This window comes from Leucobacter sp. OLIS6 (genome assembly GCF_002752355.1).
GTDB lineage: Bacteria > Actinomycetota > Actinomycetes > Actinomycetales > Microbacteriaceae > Leucobacter.
The window spans coordinates 1-17949 of the sequence record NZ_MRAV01000016.1 but is presented as its reverse complement, the minus strand read 5'-3'; the positions used below and the strand labels follow the sequence as shown (position 1 = coordinate 17949).

Annotated in this window: 21 protein-coding genes; 18 read left to right on the top strand and 3 right to left on the bottom strand. The window is 70.3% G+C overall.

Going from position 1 to position 17949, the window contains the following annotated elements:
* Nucleotides 1–86 precede the first annotated feature (86 nt).
* From infA to rplQ, 6 genes are all read left to right on the top strand, one after another.
* A complete protein-coding gene (gene infA / locus BMH31_RS14100) occupies nucleotides 87–308 on the top strand; it encodes a translation initiation factor IF-1 (RefSeq protein ID WP_046456207.1) in 222 nt (73 codons plus the stop codon).
* A 71-nt stretch (nucleotides 309–379) separates the two neighbouring features.
* A complete protein-coding gene (gene rpmJ, locus BMH31_RS14095; RefSeq protein WP_003998809.1) occupies nucleotides 380–493 on the top strand; it encodes a 50S ribosomal protein L36 in 114 nt (37 codons plus the stop codon).
* 222 nt (nucleotides 494–715) lie between these two features.
* Entirely contained in the window at nucleotides 716–1084 is a 369-nt protein-coding gene (rpsM, locus tag BMH31_RS14090; RefSeq protein ID WP_046456208.1) for a 30S ribosomal protein S13, read from the top strand.
* A gap of 45 nt (nucleotides 1085–1129) precedes the next feature.
* A complete protein-coding gene (gene rpsK / locus BMH31_RS14085) occupies nucleotides 1130–1528 on the top strand; it encodes a 30S ribosomal protein S11 (RefSeq protein ID WP_046456209.1) in 399 nt (132 codons plus the stop codon).
* Nucleotides 1529–1651: 123 nt separating this feature from the next.
* Nucleotides 1652–2638 (top strand): DNA-directed RNA polymerase subunit alpha, encoded by a 987-nt coding sequence (locus BMH31_RS14080; protein ID WP_046456210.1) that lies wholly within the window; start codon nucleotides 1652–1654, stop codon nucleotides 2636–2638.
* Between the two features lie 47 nt (nucleotides 2639–2685).
* Complete coding sequence (rplQ, locus tag BMH31_RS14075; protein ID WP_099723149.1) at nucleotides 2686–3177, top strand: 50S ribosomal protein L17; 492 nt, start codon at nucleotides 2686–2688, stop codon at nucleotides 3175–3177.
* Nucleotides 3178–3298: 121 nt separating this feature from the next.
* Here the strand turns inward: rplQ and BMH31_RS14070 are convergent, their stop codons facing one another.
* Nucleotides 3299–5179: an acyltransferase family protein gene (locus BMH31_RS14070; RefSeq protein ID WP_099723148.1), complete on the bottom strand. Its 1881-nt coding sequence runs from the start codon at nucleotides 5177–5179 to the stop codon at nucleotides 3299–3301.
* 119 nt (nucleotides 5180–5298) lie between these two features.
* Between BMH31_RS14070 and BMH31_RS14065 the strand changes: the two genes are divergently transcribed.
* The 5 genes from BMH31_RS14065 (at nucleotide 5299) to BMH31_RS14045 (ending at nucleotide 9171) form a co-directional block, all read left to right on the top strand.
* Nucleotides 5299–6132, top strand: coding sequence for a tRNA pseudouridine synthase A (locus BMH31_RS14065; protein WP_099723147.1), 834 nt, complete (start codon nucleotides 5299–5301; stop codon nucleotides 6130–6132).
* A 165-nt stretch (nucleotides 6133–6297) separates the two neighbouring features.
* Nucleotides 6298–6744, top strand: coding sequence for a 50S ribosomal protein L13 (rplM, locus tag BMH31_RS14060; protein ID WP_046456213.1), 447 nt, complete (start codon nucleotides 6298–6300; stop codon nucleotides 6742–6744).
* A 35-nt stretch (nucleotides 6745–6779) separates the two neighbouring features.
* The gene (gene rpsI, locus BMH31_RS14055) at nucleotides 6780–7262 is read left to right on the top strand and encodes a 30S ribosomal protein S9 (RefSeq protein ID WP_046456214.1); all 483 of its coding nucleotides are present in this window, start codon (nucleotides 6780–6782) and stop codon (nucleotides 7260–7262) included.
* 17 nt (nucleotides 7263–7279) lie between these two features.
* A complete protein-coding gene (glmM, locus tag BMH31_RS14050) occupies nucleotides 7280–8629 on the top strand; it encodes a phosphoglucosamine mutase (protein ID WP_099723146.1) in 1350 nt (449 codons plus the stop codon).
* 95 nt (nucleotides 8630–8724) lie between these two features.
* Entirely contained in the window at nucleotides 8725–9171 is a 447-nt protein-coding gene (locus BMH31_RS14045; RefSeq protein ID WP_099723145.1) for a DUF3995 domain-containing protein, read from the top strand.
* A 99-nt stretch (nucleotides 9172–9270) separates the two neighbouring features.
* On the opposite strand, the gene BMH31_RS14040 is transcribed toward BMH31_RS14045, so the two are convergent.
* Nucleotides 9271–10452, bottom strand: a complete 1182-nt coding sequence (locus tag BMH31_RS14040) for a hypothetical protein (RefSeq protein WP_099723143.1) — start codon at nucleotides 10450–10452, stop codon at nucleotides 9271–9273.
* Between the two features lie 88 nt (nucleotides 10453–10540).
* Nucleotides 10541–11509: a type I pantothenate kinase gene (gene coaA, locus BMH31_RS14035; RefSeq protein WP_099723141.1), complete on the bottom strand. Its 969-nt coding sequence runs from the start codon at nucleotides 11507–11509 to the stop codon at nucleotides 10541–10543.
* A gap of 32 nt (nucleotides 11510–11541) precedes the next feature.
* Here coaA and glmS point away from each other — a divergent pair, with 32 nt between their 5' ends.
* Genes glmS through tsaD form a run of 7 tightly spaced genes read left to right on the top strand, consistent with a single transcriptional unit; the run spans nucleotide 11542 to nucleotide 17746 of the window.
* On the top strand, nucleotides 11542–13407 hold the full coding sequence (gene glmS / locus BMH31_RS14030; protein WP_099723139.1) for a glutamine--fructose-6-phosphate transaminase (isomerizing): 1866 nt from the start codon (nucleotides 11542–11544) through the stop codon (nucleotides 13405–13407).
* Nucleotides 13407–13814 (top strand): holo-ACP synthase, encoded by a 408-nt coding sequence (locus BMH31_RS14025; protein WP_099723137.1) that lies wholly within the window; start codon nucleotides 13407–13409, stop codon nucleotides 13812–13814. Before glmS ends, BMH31_RS14025 begins: the two co-directional genes overlap by 1 nt.
* Before the next feature lie 3 nt (nucleotides 13815–13817).
* Nucleotides 13818–15008: an alanine racemase gene (gene alr / locus BMH31_RS14020; protein ID WP_099723135.1), complete on the top strand. Its 1191-nt coding sequence runs from the start codon at nucleotides 13818–13820 to the stop codon at nucleotides 15006–15008.
* A gap of 56 nt (nucleotides 15009–15064) precedes the next feature.
* Complete coding sequence (gene tsaE / locus BMH31_RS14015; RefSeq protein WP_099723212.1) at nucleotides 15065–15523, top strand: tRNA (adenosine(37)-N6)-threonylcarbamoyltransferase complex ATPase subunit type 1 TsaE; 459 nt, start codon at nucleotides 15065–15067, stop codon at nucleotides 15521–15523.
* Nucleotides 15520–16170 (top strand): tRNA (adenosine(37)-N6)-threonylcarbamoyltransferase complex dimerization subunit type 1 TsaB, encoded by a 651-nt coding sequence (gene tsaB / locus BMH31_RS14010; protein ID WP_241898313.1) that lies wholly within the window; start codon nucleotides 15520–15522, stop codon nucleotides 16168–16170. The genes tsaE and tsaB overlap by 4 nt, the downstream gene beginning before the upstream one ends.
* Nucleotides 16167–16628, top strand: coding sequence for a ribosomal protein S18-alanine N-acetyltransferase (gene rimI / locus BMH31_RS14005; RefSeq protein ID WP_099723133.1), 462 nt, complete (start codon nucleotides 16167–16169; stop codon nucleotides 16626–16628). The genes tsaB and rimI overlap by 4 nt, the downstream gene beginning before the upstream one ends.
* Nucleotides 16625–17746 (top strand): tRNA (adenosine(37)-N6)-threonylcarbamoyltransferase complex transferase subunit TsaD, encoded by a 1122-nt coding sequence (tsaD, locus tag BMH31_RS14000; RefSeq protein WP_099723131.1) that lies wholly within the window; start codon nucleotides 16625–16627, stop codon nucleotides 17744–17746. Before rimI ends, tsaD begins: the two co-directional genes overlap by 4 nt.
* Nucleotides 17747–17949: the final 203 nt, after the last annotated feature.

Here is a 17949-nt window from a genome sequence, read left to right as displayed (position 1 = left end):
TCGTTTCGTGTTCTCATCCGAGGGTTTGAACGAGGCGTTCGGCATTCGCAAGACGAGTGAATACCCACCGAAGCGATAGTGAGGCTATGGCCAAAAAAGACGGCGTCATCGAGATCGAGGGCCAGGTGATCGAGGCTCTGCCCAACGCGATGTTCCGCGTTGAGCTGACCAACGGACACAAGGTGCTCGCCCACATCTCGGGCAAGATGCGTCAGCACTACATCCGCATCCTCCCCGAGGATCGCGTGGTCGTTGAGCTGACCCCCTACGATCTGACCCGCGGCCGGATCGTCTACCGCTACCGCTGAGGATCGCTCCGAAGTAACGGCTCGCGGCACCCCGCGAGCACGAGGACAGCGAACCACGTAAAGGAAACATCATGAAGGTCAAGCCCAGCGTCAAGAAGATCTGCGACAAGTGCCGCGTGATCCGTCGCCACGGCCGCGTCATGGTGATCTGCGAGAACCCCCGCCACAAGCAGCGCCAGGGCTAGTCCCGGCGCCCGGCAGGGCTGCTCCGGGGTCCCAGGCCCCGATCACACGCAACTGAATACGAATCCTGCGACCGAACCCGGTTCGCAGGAGGACCCACAAGCGCATCGAAGATCTCGCACGACGGTCGGCAGCACGCCGGCTTCGGTGCGGGGGACACCTCGGGTCGGAGGCCCGAACCCCCGATGCGCACCACACCTCCACTTCCGCTAAGGAGAGCCAGAATGGCACGTCTCGCAGGAGTCGACATCCCGCGTGAAAAGCGCGTTGAGATCGCACTCACGTACATCTACGGCGTGGGCCGCACCCGCGCGCTCAAGACCCTCGCCGACACCGGCATCGATGGCAACATCCGCGTCAAGGACCTCAGCGACGATCAGCTCGTCCTGCTCCGCGACTACATCGAGGGCAACTACAAGGTTGAGGGCGACCTCCGCCGCGAGGTCGCCGCCGACATCCGCCGCAAGGTCGAGATCGGCAGCTACCAGGGCCTCCGCCACCGCAAGGGCCTGCCCGTGCACGGTCAGCGCACCAAGACGAACGCTCGTACCCGCAAGGGCCCGAAGCGCACCGTCGCCGGTAAGAAGAAGTAATCCCGGTCAGCGCGACCACACACATAGGTTTCAGGAGAACAGTCAATGGCTGCACCGAAGTCCGCGGCTCGTAAGCCGCGTCGCAAGGACAAGAAGAACGTCGTCGTGGGTCAGGCCCACATCAAGTCGACCTTCAACAACACGATCGTCTCGATCACCGACACCACCGGTGCCGTGATCAGCTGGGCCTCCTCGGGTGGCGTCGGTTTCAAGGGCTCGCGCAAGTCGACGCCCTTCGCCGCACAGCTCGCCGCCGAGAACGCTGCCCGCAAGGCGCAGGAGCACGGCATGAAGAAGGTCGACGTTTTCGTCAAGGGCCCGGGCTCGGGTCGCGAGACCGCGATCCGCTCGCTGCAGGCCGCCGGTCTCGAGGTCGGGTCGATCAACGACGTGACCCCGCAGACGCACAACGGCTGCCGTCCGCCGAAGCGTCGCCGCGTCTGAGCCGACAGTCGCGCCGGCTCCGGCCGGCGCGACTGCCGCCCGACGGGCGGCACCCCATCCCCCTGGCTCAGACCAGATCCCGCATGAGTCATATAGCGGACTCCAGCGAAAGGACCACACACAGTGCTGATTGCACAGCGACCCACTCTGACTGAAGATTCCATCTCCGAGTTCCGTTCGCGTTTCGTCATCGAGCCCCTGGAGCCGGGCTTCGGCTACACGCTCGGTAACTCGCTGCGTCGCACCCTGCTGTCCTCGATCCCGGGTGCCGCTGTGACCAGCGTGCGCTTCGAGGGCGTTGCACACGAGTTCACGACGATCCCCGGCGTGACCGAGGACGTCACCGAGATCATCCTCAACATCAAGGATCTCGTCGTCTCGAGCGAGCACGACGAGCCGATCACGGCGTACCTCCGCAAGACGGGCGCCGGCGAGGTGACCGCTGCAGACATTTCGGCTCCGGCCGGTGTCGAGGTGCACAACCCCGAGCTCGTCATCGCGACGCTCAGCGACACGGCTCAGTTCGAGCTCGAGCTGACCATCGAGCGTGGCCGCGGCTACGTCTCGGCGGCTCAGAACCGCAACGAGGACGCCGAGGTCGGCCGTATTCCGGTCGACTCGATCTACTCGCCCGTGCTCAAGGTGACCTACCGCGTCGAGGCGACTCGTGCCGGTGAGCGCACCGACTTCGACCGCCTCGTGGTCGATGTCGAGTCGAAGCCCGCGATCAGCCCGCGCGACGCGATCGCGTCGGCCGGTTCGACGCTGGTGGAGCTGTTCGGCCTGGCTCGCGAGCTCAACACCGCCGCCGAGGGCGTCGAGATCGGCCCCGCGCCGGTCGACGCGGTCTCCGACGGGGAGCTCTCGATCCCGATCGAGGATCTCGATCTCTCGGTGCGCAGCTACAACTGCCTCAAGCGCGAGGGGATCAACACCGTCAGCGAGCTCGTCGCTCTCTCCGAGGCGCAGCTCATGAACATCCGCAACTTCGGTCAGAAGTCCGTCTTCGAGGTGCGCGACAAGCTCACCGAGATGGGCCTCTCGCTGAAGGACGCCGTGCCCGGTTTCGACGGCGCGCAGTTCTACAGCTACGAAGACGACGCCAACTAATTCGGCCGGCGTTCGCCCGACCGTTCATTTTTCCACTGGAGTAACCAATGCCTAAGCCCACCAAGGGCCGCCGCCTCGGAGGCGGACCCACCCACGAGCGCCTGATGCTCAACCAGCTCGCTTCGCAGCTCTTCGAGCACAAGCGGATCCAGACGACCGAGACCAAGGCCAAGCGCCTGCAGCCGGTCGCCGAGCGCCTGGTCACCTTCGCGAAGCGCGGCGACCTGCACGCTCGCCGTCGCGTGATGCGTCAGATCCTCGACAAGTCGGTCGTTCACGAGCTCTTCACCGAGATCGCGCCGCAGGTCGAGAACCGCGAGGGCGGCTACACCCGCATCATCAAGACCGGTTTCCGCAAGGGCGACAATGCTCCCCTCGCAGTGATCGAGCTCGTGCTCGAGCCCGTCAACCCGAAGCCGAAGGCCGCCAAGAAGGCCGCCAAGGTCGAGGAGCCCGCTGCCGAGGTCGCCGAGACCGAGGCCGCTGAGGTCGAGGCCGAGGCGCCCGCAGCCGAGGCAACCGAGGAGAAGGCCGAGTAAGGCCCTCTGCTTCTCGGAAGCGCCCCGCCGTGTTCGCACGGCGGGGCGCTTCCGTGTTTCCGGGCTCGAAATCAGTCCCGTGGCAGGTCGACACCGCAGGGAGGCCGGCCGGTGACGGAACCTATCGCCGCGGTGCGCCGAAGCCGATCGCTTCGTCGGGTTGCTGCAGAGCGGTGACGGCCTTCGCCACGGCGTCCGCGTAGCGGGTACCGCCCTCGGGTTCCGGATGGATCCCGTCGCCCGCCAGCAGTTCCGGTCGCGGCGTGATCGCGGCGTTCCAGTCGGCGACGACGACCCCGCGGTGCTGCGCGGCGAACTTCTGCAGGTCCGCGTTCACGCCGGGGATCCAGTCCCGGTCCGCGTGGGCGTTGACCAGCACGAGCTGGCGGGTGCCGGCGACGGTCCGCAACCGGGCGAGGTCGTCGTCGAGCACGGGACCGTTGGTTCCGAGGCCGACGACGAGCACGCGCCGCAGCTCGCCGCGCTTCGCGAGATCCTCGACGATGCCGAGACCGGCACCGAGTCCGCGCGATACCTCCGCGTCGATGGAGATCCCCGGGTATCGCGTCTCGAGCTCGGGCGAACTGGCGAGCATGACCGAGTCCCCGACGGCCGTGATGTCGCCGCCGACCGGCTTCGACGAGGCGGCCGCAGCGGGCGGGGGAGTCGCTTTCTTCTTCCGCAGGGCTTCCTGTCCGCGCAGGATCGCTTCCGCGGAGCTGCTGCGGCTCGGGGCGGTGGCGACCGCGATCGTGACGGCGGGCACGGTCAGGAGCAGCAGCACGAGGACGGCGGACGCGATCCGGCGTCGACGTAAGCTGCCCTGTGCAGGACTGAGCAGCAGGCCGAAGGAACGGCGCAGGCCGAGCGCCCGCACCGGGAGCTCCAGGTACCGGTACGAGAGCGTCGCGCACGCGACCGTGATGAGCAGGACCCCGACGCCGAGCGTCCAGACTCCGGCGCCCGTTCGGCCTTCCGGCCCCATCAGCTCGGCACCGAGCACCCAGACTGGCCAGTGCCAGAGGTAGATGCCGTACGAACGCGCGCCGATCCAGCGCAGCGGGGCGACGTCGAGCGCCCGTCCGAGCCAGGCGCCGGGACGGGTGACCGCGGCGACCACCGCGAGCGAGGCCGCTGTGGCGAGCTGGATGCCGCCCGCGAAGCTCTCGACGGAACCCTCTCGCAGGACGCAGGCGAGCCAGATCAGGACCGCGAGTCCGCCTCCCGAGATCGCGAGCAGGCGGAGTTGCGCGGGGCGACCGGGTACGCTCGCGACGATGCCGAGCTGTTCGGGCCGGTACATCCGCAGTGCGAGAGCCGCCCCGAGCAGCAGGCCGAAGACGTGGGTGTCGGAGCCGAAGTAGACGCGCGTCGCGGGAGCGCCGGTGAGCGCGAGCACCGCCATCCAGACCGCCGAGGCCGCCCCGAGGGCGAGCAGCAGCACGAATGCGGTGCTGCGCTTCGCCCGACGGAGCAGCAGGAGCAGCAGGAGGGGCAGGACGACGTAGAACTGCTCCTCGATCGAGAGCGACCAGGTGTTGCGGAACAGCTCCGGCGCGTCCTTGGCGAAGTAGTCGACCCCGGTCGCGGTGTAGACCCAGTTGCTGACGAAGAACGCAGCGCCCAGGAGCTGCCCGCCGATGCCCACGAGCGCGTCACGACCGACCGCGAGGGCCGCGGCGGTGCAGATGAGCAGGGCCGCGCCGAGCGCGGGGAGCAGTCGTCTGGCTCGCCTGCGCCAGAAGCGGCCCAGGCGGATCGTGCCGCTGCGGTCGGCCTCGCGCAGCAGGAGGGAGGTGATGAGGAAGCCGCTGATGGCGAAGAAGACATCGACCCCGATGAAGCCGCCGCGCAGGACGCCGGGGAACAGATGGTAGACGACGACCAGCGCGACGGCGATCGCGCGGAGGCCGTCGAGGCCGCCGAACCAGCCGCTGGAGCGGGGAGCGCCGAGCCGCGCGCCGGGGCGCGCGGAAACGGAGGCAGGAGGTGGTGCAGTCATCGATACCGAGATGGCGGGCGGACCGATGCCGCCCGACGGAGTCGCCCTCAGTCTACGCGAGGGCGCCGACAAGCCGTCCGTGCGCGGTCCCGGCGTGATCCGTCTGGCAGGATCGGAGCATGCGTTTGCGTCTCGACCTCGCCTACGACGGTACCGATTTCCACGGTTGGGCCACCCAGCCTGGGCTGCGTACCGCGCAGGCCGAGCTGGAGTCCGCGATCGCGGTGCTGCTGCACGTCGAACCCGCCGCGGTGCGCCTCACGGTCGGCGGCCGCACCGACGCGGGCGTGCACGCGCGCGGACAGGTGGCGCACCTCGACGTCGACGCAGCCGGGGTCGCGAAGTGGGGCGGGGACTCACGGCTGCGCACCCGAAAGGTCAACGGGGTACTGCGCCGGAGCGCGCCGGATCTGGTCGTGCACTCGGTGCACGAAGCACCCGAGGGCTTCGATGCGCGATTCTCGGCGCTGCGCAGGCGTTACGAGTACCGGGTGCGCGGCGCGAACGCCCGGCGCGATCCGCTGAGTGCGCGATACACGGCCGAGATCCCGCGGGAGCTGGATCTCGCGGCCATGCAGGTGGCTGCCGACGAACTGCTCGGACTGAACGACTTCACGACCTTCTGCAAGGCGCGGGAGGGCGCGACCGCCGTGCGCGATCTGCTCGTCTTCGAGTGGCGCGAGACCGAGGACGGCGCCTATGCCGCCCGGATCGAGGCGGACGCGTTCTGCCACTCGATGGTGCGAGCCCTGGTCGGGGCTGTGGTCGCGGTCGGGCACGGGCGCATGGACCTGGCGGAGCTCGTGCGCCTTCGGGACGCGCGGGAGCGGTCGAGCCGGTTCACGGTGATGCCGGCGCACGGGCTCTCGCTCGAGGAGATCGCGTACCCCGAGGCCGGCCTGCTCGCGGATCGCGCCGAGCAGACGCGGGCGAGGCGGGAAGCGCTCGACTGATCCGAGGGGCTCGAAGCGGCGGCCTGTGCTAAAGTAGACCCTTGGTGCGCGCTGCCTGCAGCGCATGCCCGAATGTGAGCCCTCCATTCCCGGCTCGCGGCACGCCGCGAACCGTCCGGAGCGGGATCCACGAACACCTCCATTTCGACAGAAAGCAGCACGACAGTGACTCGCACTTACTCGCCGAAGGCAGCTGAGCAGAAGCACGACTGGCTCGTCATCGACGCCACCGACGTGGTCCTCGGCCGCCTCGCCTCGCACGCCGCAGCTCTGCTCCGCGGCAAGCACAAGACCACCTTCGCCCCCCACATGGACATGGGCGATCACGTGATCATCATCAACGCCGACAAGGTCGTCCTGACCGCGAACAAGGCTGCTCAGAAGCGCGCCTACCGCCACTCGGGCTACCCGGGCGGCCTCCGTTCGGTCAGCTACACCGAGCTGCTCGAGAAGAACCCGGAGCGCGCCGTCGAGAAGGCGATCCGCGGCATGCTCCCGAAGAACTCGCTCGGCCGCGACCAGTTCCGCAAGCTGAAGGTCTACGCAGGTGCCGAGCACCCGCACGCGGCCCAGCAGCCGACCGCCTACACCATCGGCCAGGTCGCGCAGTAGTCGCGGACCAGAGTTTTAGAGAAGGACATCACACTGTGACCACTGCAGAGCAGACCGTGGCCCCCGAGAGCTACACCACCGAGACGCCGGCCTCGCAGGCCGTCGCCTCCACCCCGCGCCCCGCGCTCACCGTTCCCGGTGCAGCCGTCGGCCGCCGCAAGCAGGCCATCGCCCGCGTGCGCCTCGTTCCCGGCACCGGAACCATGACCGTCAACGGTCGCGACCTCGCCGAGTACTTCCCGAACAAGCTGCACCAGCAGCTGATCACCGATCCGTTCACCGCGCTCGAGCTGAACGGCTCGTACGACGTGATCGCCCGCATCGTCGGCGGCGGCCCCTCGGGCCAGGCCGGTGCGCTGCGCCTCGCGATCGCTCGCGCGCTCAACGAGATCGACGCCGAGCACAACCGCCCGACCCTGAAGAAGGCCGGCTTCCTGAGCCGCGACGCCCGAATCAAGGAGCGCAAGAAGGCCGGTCTCAAGAAGGCCCGCAAGGCTCCTCAGTACTCGAAGCGTTAAGCGCCGAAGGTCCCGAAATGGGTCGCCTGTTTGGCACGGACGGGGTCCGGGGTCTGGCCGGGGTCGATGTGACCGCCGAGCTGGCCCTGGGCCTCGCTCAGTCTGCAGCCTTTGTTCTCGGGCGCGATGCGCGCACCGAGAGCCGTCGCGCCACGGCCATCGTGGCGCGAGATCCCCGGGTCTCCGGGGAGTTCATCGCGGCGGCCGTCGCCTCCGGCCTCGCATCGGCCGGTGTCGACGTGCTCGACGCGGGAGTCATCCCGACCCCCGCGGCGGCGTACCTCGTGGCCGACACCGGTGCCGACTTCGGCGTCATGGTCTCGGCCTCGCACAACCCCGCGCCCGATAACGGGATCAAGTTCTTCGCCGCGGGCGGGCGCAAGCTCGCCGACGAGATCGAGGACGAGATCGAGGCCGCGATGCAGCGTCCCCACGCCGGTACCACCGGCCGTGAGGTCGGGCGCATCCGCCGCTTCGCCGACGCCGAGGACCGCTACGTGGTCCATCTGCTCGGCACGCTCGAGGGCGTCCGCCTCGACGGTCTGCACGTGGTGCTCGACTGCGCGCACGGAGCCGCGGCCGGTATCTCGCCCGAGGTCTTCTCGGACGCGGGTGCGAAGGTCACGGTGATCGGTAACGATCCCGACGGGTTCAACATCAACGACGGGATCGGCTCGACCCACCTCGAGCAGCTCATCGAGACGGTGCGCTCAACGGGCGCCGATCTCGGTATCGCCCACGACGGCGACGCCGACCGCTGCCTCGCGGTCGACGCCGACGGCGCGGTCGTCGACGGCGATCGGATCATGGCGATCCTCGCGCTCTCGATGGCGGGCCGCGGCAAGCTCGAGCAGAACACGCTCGTCGCCACCGTCATGTCGAACCTGGGGCTCAAGCTCGCGATGTCCGACAACGGCATCGACGTGATCGAGACCGGCGTCGGCGATCGCTACGTGCTCGAGGCGATCAATGCCCACGGCTACTCGCTGGGAGGCGAGCAGTCCGGGCACGTGATCATGAGCGAGCACGCGACGACCGGCGACGGGATCCTCACCGGCCTGCACCTCGCGGCCGAGATCGCGCGCACCGGGAAGCCGCTCTCCGAGCTCGCGAAGTGCATGACCGTGTACCCCCAGGTGCTCGTGAACGTGCGCGGCGTCGATCGCACGGGCGTGCACGGCGATGCCGTGCTCGAGCAGGCCGTGCGGCAGGCCGAGATGGTGCTGGGCACCAAAGGGCGCGTGCTGCTCCGCCCGTCGGGCACCGAGCCCGTCGTTCGCGTCATGGTCGAGGCCGAGCACGTGGATCAGGCGCAGCAGCTCGCCGACGATCTCGCGGCGGTCGTGAAGGAACGCCTCGCGGTCTGAACGATCCCGATTTGATGCTCGCGCATCATCCCGACAGGAGGGCCCGGCGGAAGCCGGGCCCTCCTGCGTTTCCGGACGGGGGATAGGGTGGTGGCATGAGCGCTCTCACGGGATTCGCACGACTCATCGCATGGACGGGACTGACCGCGGTCGGAGCCCTCCACCTCTCCTGGGCCTCGGGATCATCTTGGCCCGCGAAGAACCGCAAGCGACTCGCCGAGTCGGTCGTGGGCAACGCCGCGGCGCTGCCCGACCCTGCGGCCACCGCGGTCGTCGGTGCGACGGCGCTCGTCGGGGGCGCGATCGCCGGCGGCGCGCTGGGCGAGAACGGCGCCGCCGTCGCGATGCGGCGCACGGGCGGCGCCGTGCTGCTGGCGCGGGCCGCGTTCGGCGGCGATGCGGCGCTCGCGGTGCTGGGGCTGCCGCCCGCCGGTAAGCGCTTCCGCGAGCTGGATCGGCGCTTCTACCGCCCGCTGTGCGGAGTGCTCGGCGCTGCCATGATCATCGGGGCGCGCCGGCGCCGGGTCGACGCAGACGGCTGAGGCGCGCCGGCTTCGGCGCGCGGGAAGTTCGCGGCCCGGATCCTCCGCGGGGATCCGAACCTCCTCGTCTCGCGCCCCGAGCGGCCAGGGGAGGTCTGCTCAGTACCAGTGCGGGTTCCGCGACTGCCAGGTGTTCCAGGCGTTGCACGGGCTGCCGTAGCTGGCCGAGATGTAGGCGAGGCCCCAGTTGACCTGGGTCGCGCCGTTGGTGCGCCAGTCGGCCCCGGCCGCGGCCATCTTCTCGGCGGGGAGCGCCTGGGGGATCCCGTAGGCGCCGCTCGACGGGTTCAGCGCGTCGGCGCGCCAGTCGGACTCGCCGTTCCAGAGCGAGACCAGGCAGGAGAACTGCTCGCCGCCCCAGCCGTACGAGGGCAGGACGGATCGCGCGTAGGCCTGCGCTCCCGCGGGATCCACGGTGACTCCGCCGCCGAGGTTGACGTTGCCGCCGCCACCGCCGCCACCGTTGCCGCCGTTCTGCTCCTGCTGCTGTTGCCGCCGCGCTTCCTCCTCGCGCTGCTGCTCGGCGACCTGCAGCCCGAGCTGGTAGCGTTCCTCGACCTTCGCGGTGGTGCCGCGGAGCGAGGCGAGCTGAGCGTACACCGTGGTGGTGTTGCGGCTGGCCGTGTCGACGGCGGCATCGGCGCGTTCCTGCGCGGCGGACGCCGCGGACGAGGCCCGATCCGCCTCCGCCGCGAGCCGAGCGCGCTCCTTCTTGGCCGACGTCGCCTGATCCTTCAGGTTCTGTTCGGTGTTGACCGCCGCCGCGGCGCGCTCGGAGAGCGTGTTCCAGGTGCCGGCCACCTGCTGCGCGGTGTCGAGCTTCGACATGAACTCCGCGGGATCCTTGGCGGTGATCAACTGACTGGTACTGGCGAGGCCGGTGCCGTCTCGGTACATCCAGGAGACCACGCGGCCGAGGCTCTCGCTGTCGCTCTGCAGCCGGGTCCGGTCGGCCTCGAGCCGGCTCTGGAGCTGCTTCTCGCGCGCGGTCGCGTCCGCGAGATCCTGATCCGCGCGCTGCGCGGTGCGGAACGCCGCCACGGCTTTCGCGGAGGTCGTGGCCGCGCCCGACTGGGCGCGCTGCAGGGCCTGCTGCAGCTTCGCGTACTCCGCCTGCTTCGCGCTCTGGGATGCGCGCGCGGCGTTGACCTCGTCCCAGGTCGGATAGCCGTCCGCGGTCTCGTCACCGGGGTTCGCGACCGCGGGGAGGGCGCCCGCGAGGACGAGGGCCGCGGCCAGGGTCGCGACCGCGGCACGACGGGAACGCCGGAGAGCAGTCATGCCCGGAAGTGTAGAACACCCGCTTCGGCGGATCCTGGTCGCGCGCCCGGCGAGGCGGATCCCGAACGGTCGGATACGGCCCGAACGCTCAGAGCTTGCGGAGCAGCACCTTCTGCACGCGGTGGTCGGCCTCCTTGCGGAGCACGAGCGAGGCGCGAGCGCGCGTGGGGCGGATGTTCTCGACCAGGTTGGGCTCGTTGATGCCCTTCCAGAACTCGTGCGCGAGCGCGCGGGCCTGCTCCTCGTCGAGCCCGGCGAATCGGCGGAAGTACGAGCTCGGATCGGCGAAGGCACCGTCCTTGAGCTTCAGGAAGCGATCCTGGTACCAGCGCTCGATGTCGGAGGTGCGCGCGTCGACGTAGATCGAGAAGTCGAAGAGGTCGGAGACCGCGAGCGGGCGCTCGTTCGACGGGGGTTGCAGCACGTTGAGCCCCTCGACGATGAGGATGTCGGGGTTGCGCACGATCGTGTACTCGTCGGGCACGATGTCGTAGATCAGGTGGCTGTAGTGGGGCACTCGGACCTCGGGCATGCCGGCCTTCACCTGCGACACGAAGCGCATGAGCGCGCGGCGGTCGTAGGACTCGGGGAAGCCCTTGCGGTGCGAGATCCCGCGACGCTCGAGCTCCGCATTCGGGTAGAGGAACCCGTCCGTCGTGACGAGCTGCACGTGCGGGGTCTCGGGCCAGCGCGCCAGCAGATCGCGCAGGATCCTTGCCACGGTCGACTTCCCGACGGCGACGGAGCCCGCGATGCCGAGCACGAAGGGGGAGGGGCGGTCCTGCTCGCGGTGCAGGAAACCGCGCGTACGCCGATGCACCTCGCGCACGCCCTGCGCGTACTCGTTGAGGAGCCGGCTGAGCGGACGGTAGACCTCGGAGACCTCGCGGAGGTCGAGCGGTTCGCCGAGGCCGCGGAACGCCTCGATCTCCGCTTCGGTGAGCGGCATGGGGGTCTCGCCCGCGAGGCGCGCCCACTCCTCTCGCCCGATCTCGATGAACGGGGATGAGAAGTCGGGACGGATCAGGGCCTGGGTGTCGCTGCTGAACTCGGTCATCGTTCACTCATGGTGCCACTAAACTGATGCGCATGTGTGGAATCGTCGGATATGTCGGCCCCAACGACACCGTTGAGGTGCTGCTGAACGGCTTGCGCCGTCTCGAATACCGCGGATACGACTCGGCCGGAGTCGCCGTCGTCGACGCGGAGGGCGCGGTCGCGGTGCGCAAGCGCTCGGGCAAGCTCGCCCGTCTCGAGGAACTGCTCGAGCTCGATCCGCTGGCCGCGGCCGGCACCGGCATCGGGCACACCCGCTGGGCGACCCACGGCGGCCCGACCGACGTGAACGCGCATCCGCACCTGGGCGACGACGGCAAGCTCGCCCTGATCCACAATGGGATCATCGAGAACTTCGCCGAACTCCGCGCCGAGCTCGAAGCCGCGGGCATCGAACTGCTCAGCGAGACCGACACCGAGGTCGTCGCGGCCCTGCTCGGGCACGAGATCGCGAAGGGCCGCGAGACGGGCGACGCCGACCTCGAGACCGCGTTCCGCGCGGTCGTCGGACGCCTGCACGGCACCTTCACCCTGCTCGCCATGCACCAGGATCAGCCGGGCGTCGTCGTGTCCGCGCGCCACAACTCTCCTCTGGTGGTCGGCCTCGGCGACGGCGAGAACTTCCTCGGTTCCGACGTCGCGGCCTTCGTCAGCTCGACCCGCCGCGCGGTCGCGGTCGACGAGGACAACATCGCGATCATCACTCCCGAGGAGGTGCGCATCACCGATTTCTCGGGCGCGCCCGTCGAATTCGAGGAGTACGAGGTCGCCTGGGACGCCGAGGCCGCCGACAAGGGCGGCTGGTCGTCGTTCATGGCGAAGGAGATCACCGAGCAGCCCGACGCGGTCGGCAACACGATCCGCGGACGCGTGGTCGACGGCGCCGTCGAGATTCCCGAGCTCACGGAGCTCGGCGACGATCGACTGCGCGAGATCGACCGCATCATCATCATCGCGTGCGGCACCGCCTCCTACGCGGGCATGATCGGCGCCTACGCGATCGAGCAGTGGGCTCGGATCCCGGTCGAGGTGCAGCTCAGCCACGAGTTCCGCTACCGCGACCCGATCCTTACCGACGGCACCCTGCTCATCTCGGTGAGCCAGTCGGGCGAGACCATGGACACCCTGATGGCCGTGAAGTACGCCATCGAGCGCGGCGTCACCACCGTGTCGGTCTGCAACACGCAGAGCGCGACGATCCCCCGGGAGTCCGACGCGGCGGTCTACACGCACGCGGGCCCCGAGGTCGCGGTCGCGTCGACCAAGGCCTTCGTCGCGCAGATCACGGCGCTGTACCTCATCGGTCTGCACCTCGGTCGTGTGCGGGGCACGCTCGCCGCCGACGCGCAGGCGAGCGCGGTCGCCGCGCTCGACGCGCTGCCGGCGCAGGTCGCCGAGGCCGTCGAGACCCACGAGCAGATCGCGCAGCTCGCGCACTGGATGGCCGATACCCGCTCGGTGCTGTTCCTCGGCCGCCACGTCGGGTACCCGACGGCGCTCGAGGGCGCGCTCAAGCTCAAGGAGATCGCGTACATCCATGCCGAGGGCTTCGCCGCAGGCGAGCTCAAGCACGGCCCGATCGCCCTCATCGATCACGGCCAGCCGGTGTTCGTGCTCGTGCCGAGCCCGCGCACGGCCCCCGTCATGCACTCGAAGGTCGTCTCGAACATCCAGGAGATCCGAGCGCGCGGCGCCCGCGTCATCGCGATCGTCGAGAAGGGCGACACCTCGGTGCTGCCCTACGCCGACGACGTGATCCGGATCCCGCTGACCGACACGCTCTTCGAGCCGCTGCTGCAGGTCGTCCCGCTGCAGTGGTTCGCGCTCGAGCTCTCGACGGCCAAGGGCCTCGACGTCGACCAGCCGCGCAACCTCGCGAAGTCGGTGACGGTCGAGTAGTGATCATCGGGATCGGCGTCGACACGGTCGATATCGGTCGTTTCGAGCGGCAGATCGAACGCACTCCGCGGCTGCTGGCGCGGCTCTTCGCGGAGCCCGAGCGCGCGCTGGCGCTCCACTCCCTGGCCGCACGTTTCGCGGCCAAGGAGGCGCTGATCAAGGCGCTCGGCGGCGACGCCGGACTCAGCTGGCAGGATCTCGCGATCGTGCGCGGCGAAGACCGGGTGCCCGGGTTCGCGGCGACGACCGCGCTCGTCCGCGTGCTCGGCGAGCGAGGGGCGGGCATGCCCCACGTCTCGATGACGCACGACGGCGGCATGGCCACCGCGTTCGTCGTGCTCGAGACCGGTGACGCCGCAGGAGCGGGCAGTAGCCTCGAAGCACAGACCGAGCAGGACGGAGCGTAAGCCATGAGAACAGGCGGAATGCGGATCGCCGAGATCTCCCTGCCCGCGGTGCGGCACAACGTGCGGCGCATCAAGGAGCTCAGCGGCGGACAGGTGATCGTCGTCGTGAAGGCCGACGGCTACGGCCACGGGGCCGCGATCATCGCACAGGCGGCCATGGACGGCGGGGCGACCATGCTCGCGACCGCCGACCTGGAGGAGTCGCTGCGGCTGCGCGAGGCCGGCGTCGATGTCCCGCTCCTGTGCTGGCTGCACGGCCCCCGAACCGACTTCGGCGCGGCCATCGAGCAGCGCATCGAGCTCGGCGTGAACAACCTGGCCCAGCTCGACGCCATCGCCGAGGCGGCCCGCGCCGCCGGTCTCCGGGCGACGGTGCAGTTGAAGGTCGACACGGGGCTGAGCCGCAACGGGATCCAGCCGAGCGACTGGGACGTCGTATTCGCCCGTGCCGCCGAGCTGGTCGCCGAGGGCACGATCTCGGTCCGGGGCATCTTCAGCCACCTCGCGAACGCCGGTGCCGACGCCGACCGCGCCCAGGCCGCGAACTTCGACGAGGCGATCGCGCTGCTCGCCGCACACGGGATCGAACCCGAGATGCGGCACCTCGCCGCGAGCGCGGCCACGCTGTCGTCGCCGCACCTGCACTACGACACCGTGCGGATCGGTGTCGCCGCCTACGGCCTCAGCCCGCTCGCCGACAGGACCTCCGCCCAGCTCGGGCTCGTCCCGGCGATGACGCTGAAGTCCGAGATCGTCGCGCTGCGCGGGGTGCCCGCGGGTACGGGCGTGTCCTACGGCTACAACCACGTGTGCGAGACCGCCACGACCCTCGCGCTCGTGCCGATGGGTTACGCGGACGGCATGCCCCGGGCGCTGAACGGCTCGGGGGCCTGGGTGACCGTTGCGGGCGAGCACCGCCCGATCGTCGGCCGCATCGGCATGGACCAGTTCATCGTCGATGTCGGCCCGCTCGCGGGGCGGCTCGAGCTCGGCGAGCCCGTGGTGCTGTTCGGCGATCCCGAGCGGGGCGCTCCGCCGGTCGAGATCTGGGCGGGTCTCATGCGCACCATCAACTACGAGATCATCGTCGGCATCGGACCCCGCGTGCTCCGGGTTCCGGTCGAGGAACCGCTGGCCGAAGCCGCCGTCGGATCCGGCGGGGCGACCGCCGATCCGGTGCGGAGCGACGCGTGAGCGGCGTGGAACCCGAAGCGGCATCGCGCCGCTTCGAGATCGTGGATCCCGACGCGATGCACGCGCTGGGCGTGCGCCTGGGGGAGCGGCTTCGCGCGGGCGATCTGCTGATCCTGACCGGCCCGCTCGGCGCCGGCAAGACCACGCTGACCCGCGGGATCGGCGAGGGGCTCGGCGTGCGCGGGCCGGTGACCAGCCCGACCTTCGTGCTCGCGCGCACGCATCCGTCGCTCGTCGACGGACCGCCGCTCGTGCACGTCGACGCGTACCGGCTGGCCGACGCCGAGGAGCTCGACGACCTGGATCTCGACTTCGAACGCTCGGTCGTCGTCGCGGAGTGGGGCGCCGGCTTGCACGCCGAACGCGACTCCTGGCTGGACGTCGTGATCGAGCGGCCCGAGGGGCGCGCCGGCGACGATGCTGAGGACCCCGATTGGTCCGAGGCGCTCGTGGAGCCCCGCACAGTGACCATCACCGCGGTCGGACCGCGCTGGCAGACGGAGGCGGCCTGGTGAACGGCGCAGTCGGAGTCCCCGAATCGCACGAGCGGGCGCTGCTCGCGATCGATACCTCGCTGGGTACGAGCGTCGCGCTGGGCGTCGGCGATCGCGTGTTCGAAGCGGTGAGCGACGACCCCATGCGGCACGCCGAGATCGTGGGCCCGCTGCTCGAACGCGTGCTCGATGAGAGCGGCGTCGACCCGTCCCGGATCGCGGGCGTCGTCTGCGGGATCGGCCCGGGCCCGTTCACGGGCCTGCGGGTCGGGATCGCCGCCGCGCGGGCGTTCGCGGTCGGCCGCGGCGTTCCGCTGCTGCCGCTGCACGGGCACGAGGCGGCCGCGTTCGAGGCGCTCTCCCGGGGCGCCGCGGCCGGGGTCCGCGTGGTGCAGGACGCACGCCGCCGCGAGCTGTTCGTGACCGAGTACTTGGGGCTCGACTGGGCCGAGCTCCCGGTGCGCTCCGTGGATCCGCACCTCGTCGCCCGCGCGGAGTACGCCGAGGCGCCCCACGAGATCTGGCCCGAGCGGATCCCCGGCGGGGCGCTGATCCGGCTGGCCGCGCTGCGGCTCGCCGCCGGGCGTCCCTTCGAGTCCGAGCGGCCCCTCTACCTGCGCGAGCCGGACATCAAGCAGCCGGGAGCCCAGAAGCGGGTCTCCGCATGATCCTGCGCCCGGCCACTGAAGCCGATCTCGACGCCATCTGGCGCATCGAAGCCGATGTCTTCGCGGGGGAGGCGTGGAGCCGCGAGATGATGCGCGAGGAACTGACGGCCGACCACCGTCACTACATCGCGCTCGTGGACCCGGCGACCGATGCGATACGCGGGTACGCGGGGCTCCTGACGGTCGGCTCGGAGGGCGACATCCAGACGATCGCCGTGGTGCCCGAGGCGCGCGGCGGCGGTCACGGGCGCGCGCTCATGCGCGAGCTCCTCGCCGAAGCGGTCCGCCGCAGTGTGCGCGAGGTGTTCCTCGAGGTGCGCGCGGACAACCCGGTCGCGCAGCGCCTCTACGCCGACCTCGGCTTCGTCGAGATCGGTGTCCGGCCGAAGTACTACCAGCCCGAGGGCGTCGACGCCATCGTCATGCGACTGGAACTGAGCGAAGGAGCGCGCGGATGAGCGCCGAAGGAACGGCAGCGATCGGACCGGAGTCGGAGCCCCTGGTGCTCGGCATCGAGACGAGCTGCGACGAGACCGGCGTGGGCATCGTGCGCGGGCGCACGCTGCTGGCCAACGCCGTGGCCTCCTCCATGGACGAGCACGCTCGATTCGGCGGTGTCGTGCCCGAGGTCGCCGCGCGTGCGCACGTCGAGGCCATCGGCCCGACGATCGAGCGCGCGGTCGCCGAGGCCGGAATCTCGCTCGACGAGCTCGACGCCGTCGCCGTGACGAGCGGTCCCGGTCTCGCCGGCGCGCTCATGGTCGGGGTCGCAGCGGCGAAGTCCCTCGCCCTCGCGCTCGGCAAGCCGCTCTACGCGGTCAACCACCTCGTCGGCCACGTCGGGGCCGACCTGCTGCAGGGCGAGGGGCTGCGACCCGTGGGCGGCGGAGAGATCGGCGCGCTCGAACTGCCGACCGTCGCGCTGCTGGTCTCGGGCGGTCACACCTCCCTCCTGCTGGTCCGCGATCTCGTCGGCGAGGTCGAGCTGCTGGGCGAGACCATCGACGACGCCGCGGGCGAAGCCTTCGACAAGGTCGCCCGCCTGCTCGGCCTGCCCTACCCGGGCGGCCCGCACATCGACCGCGTGGCGGCCGAGGGCGACCCGAACGCGATCCGGTTCCCGCGCGGACTGACCAAGCCCGCGGACCTCGAGCGCCACCGGTACGACTTCTCCTTCTCGGGACTCAAGACCTCGGTCGCGCGCTGGGTGGAGCGGACGCGCGACGCCGGCGACGAGGTGCCGGTCGCCGACGTCGCCGCGAGCTTCCGCGAGGCCGTCGCCGACGTGCTCACCGCGAAGGCGATCGCCGCGTGCCGGGACCTCGGCGTTCCCCGGCTGCTGCTGGGCGGCGGCGTCGCGGCGAACGCCCGCGTCCGCGCGCTCGCCGCCGAGCGCGCGGACGCCGCCGGTGTGACGCTGCGCGTGCCCCCGCTGTCGCTCTGCACCGACAACGGCGCCATGATCGCCTCGCTCGGGGCCCAACTGGTCGCGGCTGGGCACGCGCCCTCCACCCTCGACTTCGGCGCGGATTCGACGCTGCCCGTCACCGAGGTGCAGGTGGCTGTCGCCGGCTGAGCGGGCCACCGGGCCGTCGACCGCCCGGACGGATTCCCGCTGTTCCGGAAACCGGGCCGAGCGGTATCGTGGTCCCAGCGGCGTCTGAGCCCGAGAGGCTCGACGGTATGGGGAGGCCGTTCCGGATGCCGTCCGACAGTTCCGAGCTTCCTCGAGGAGAATCATGTCCGACAACCTGCCGAACCTGTCTCTTATACACATCT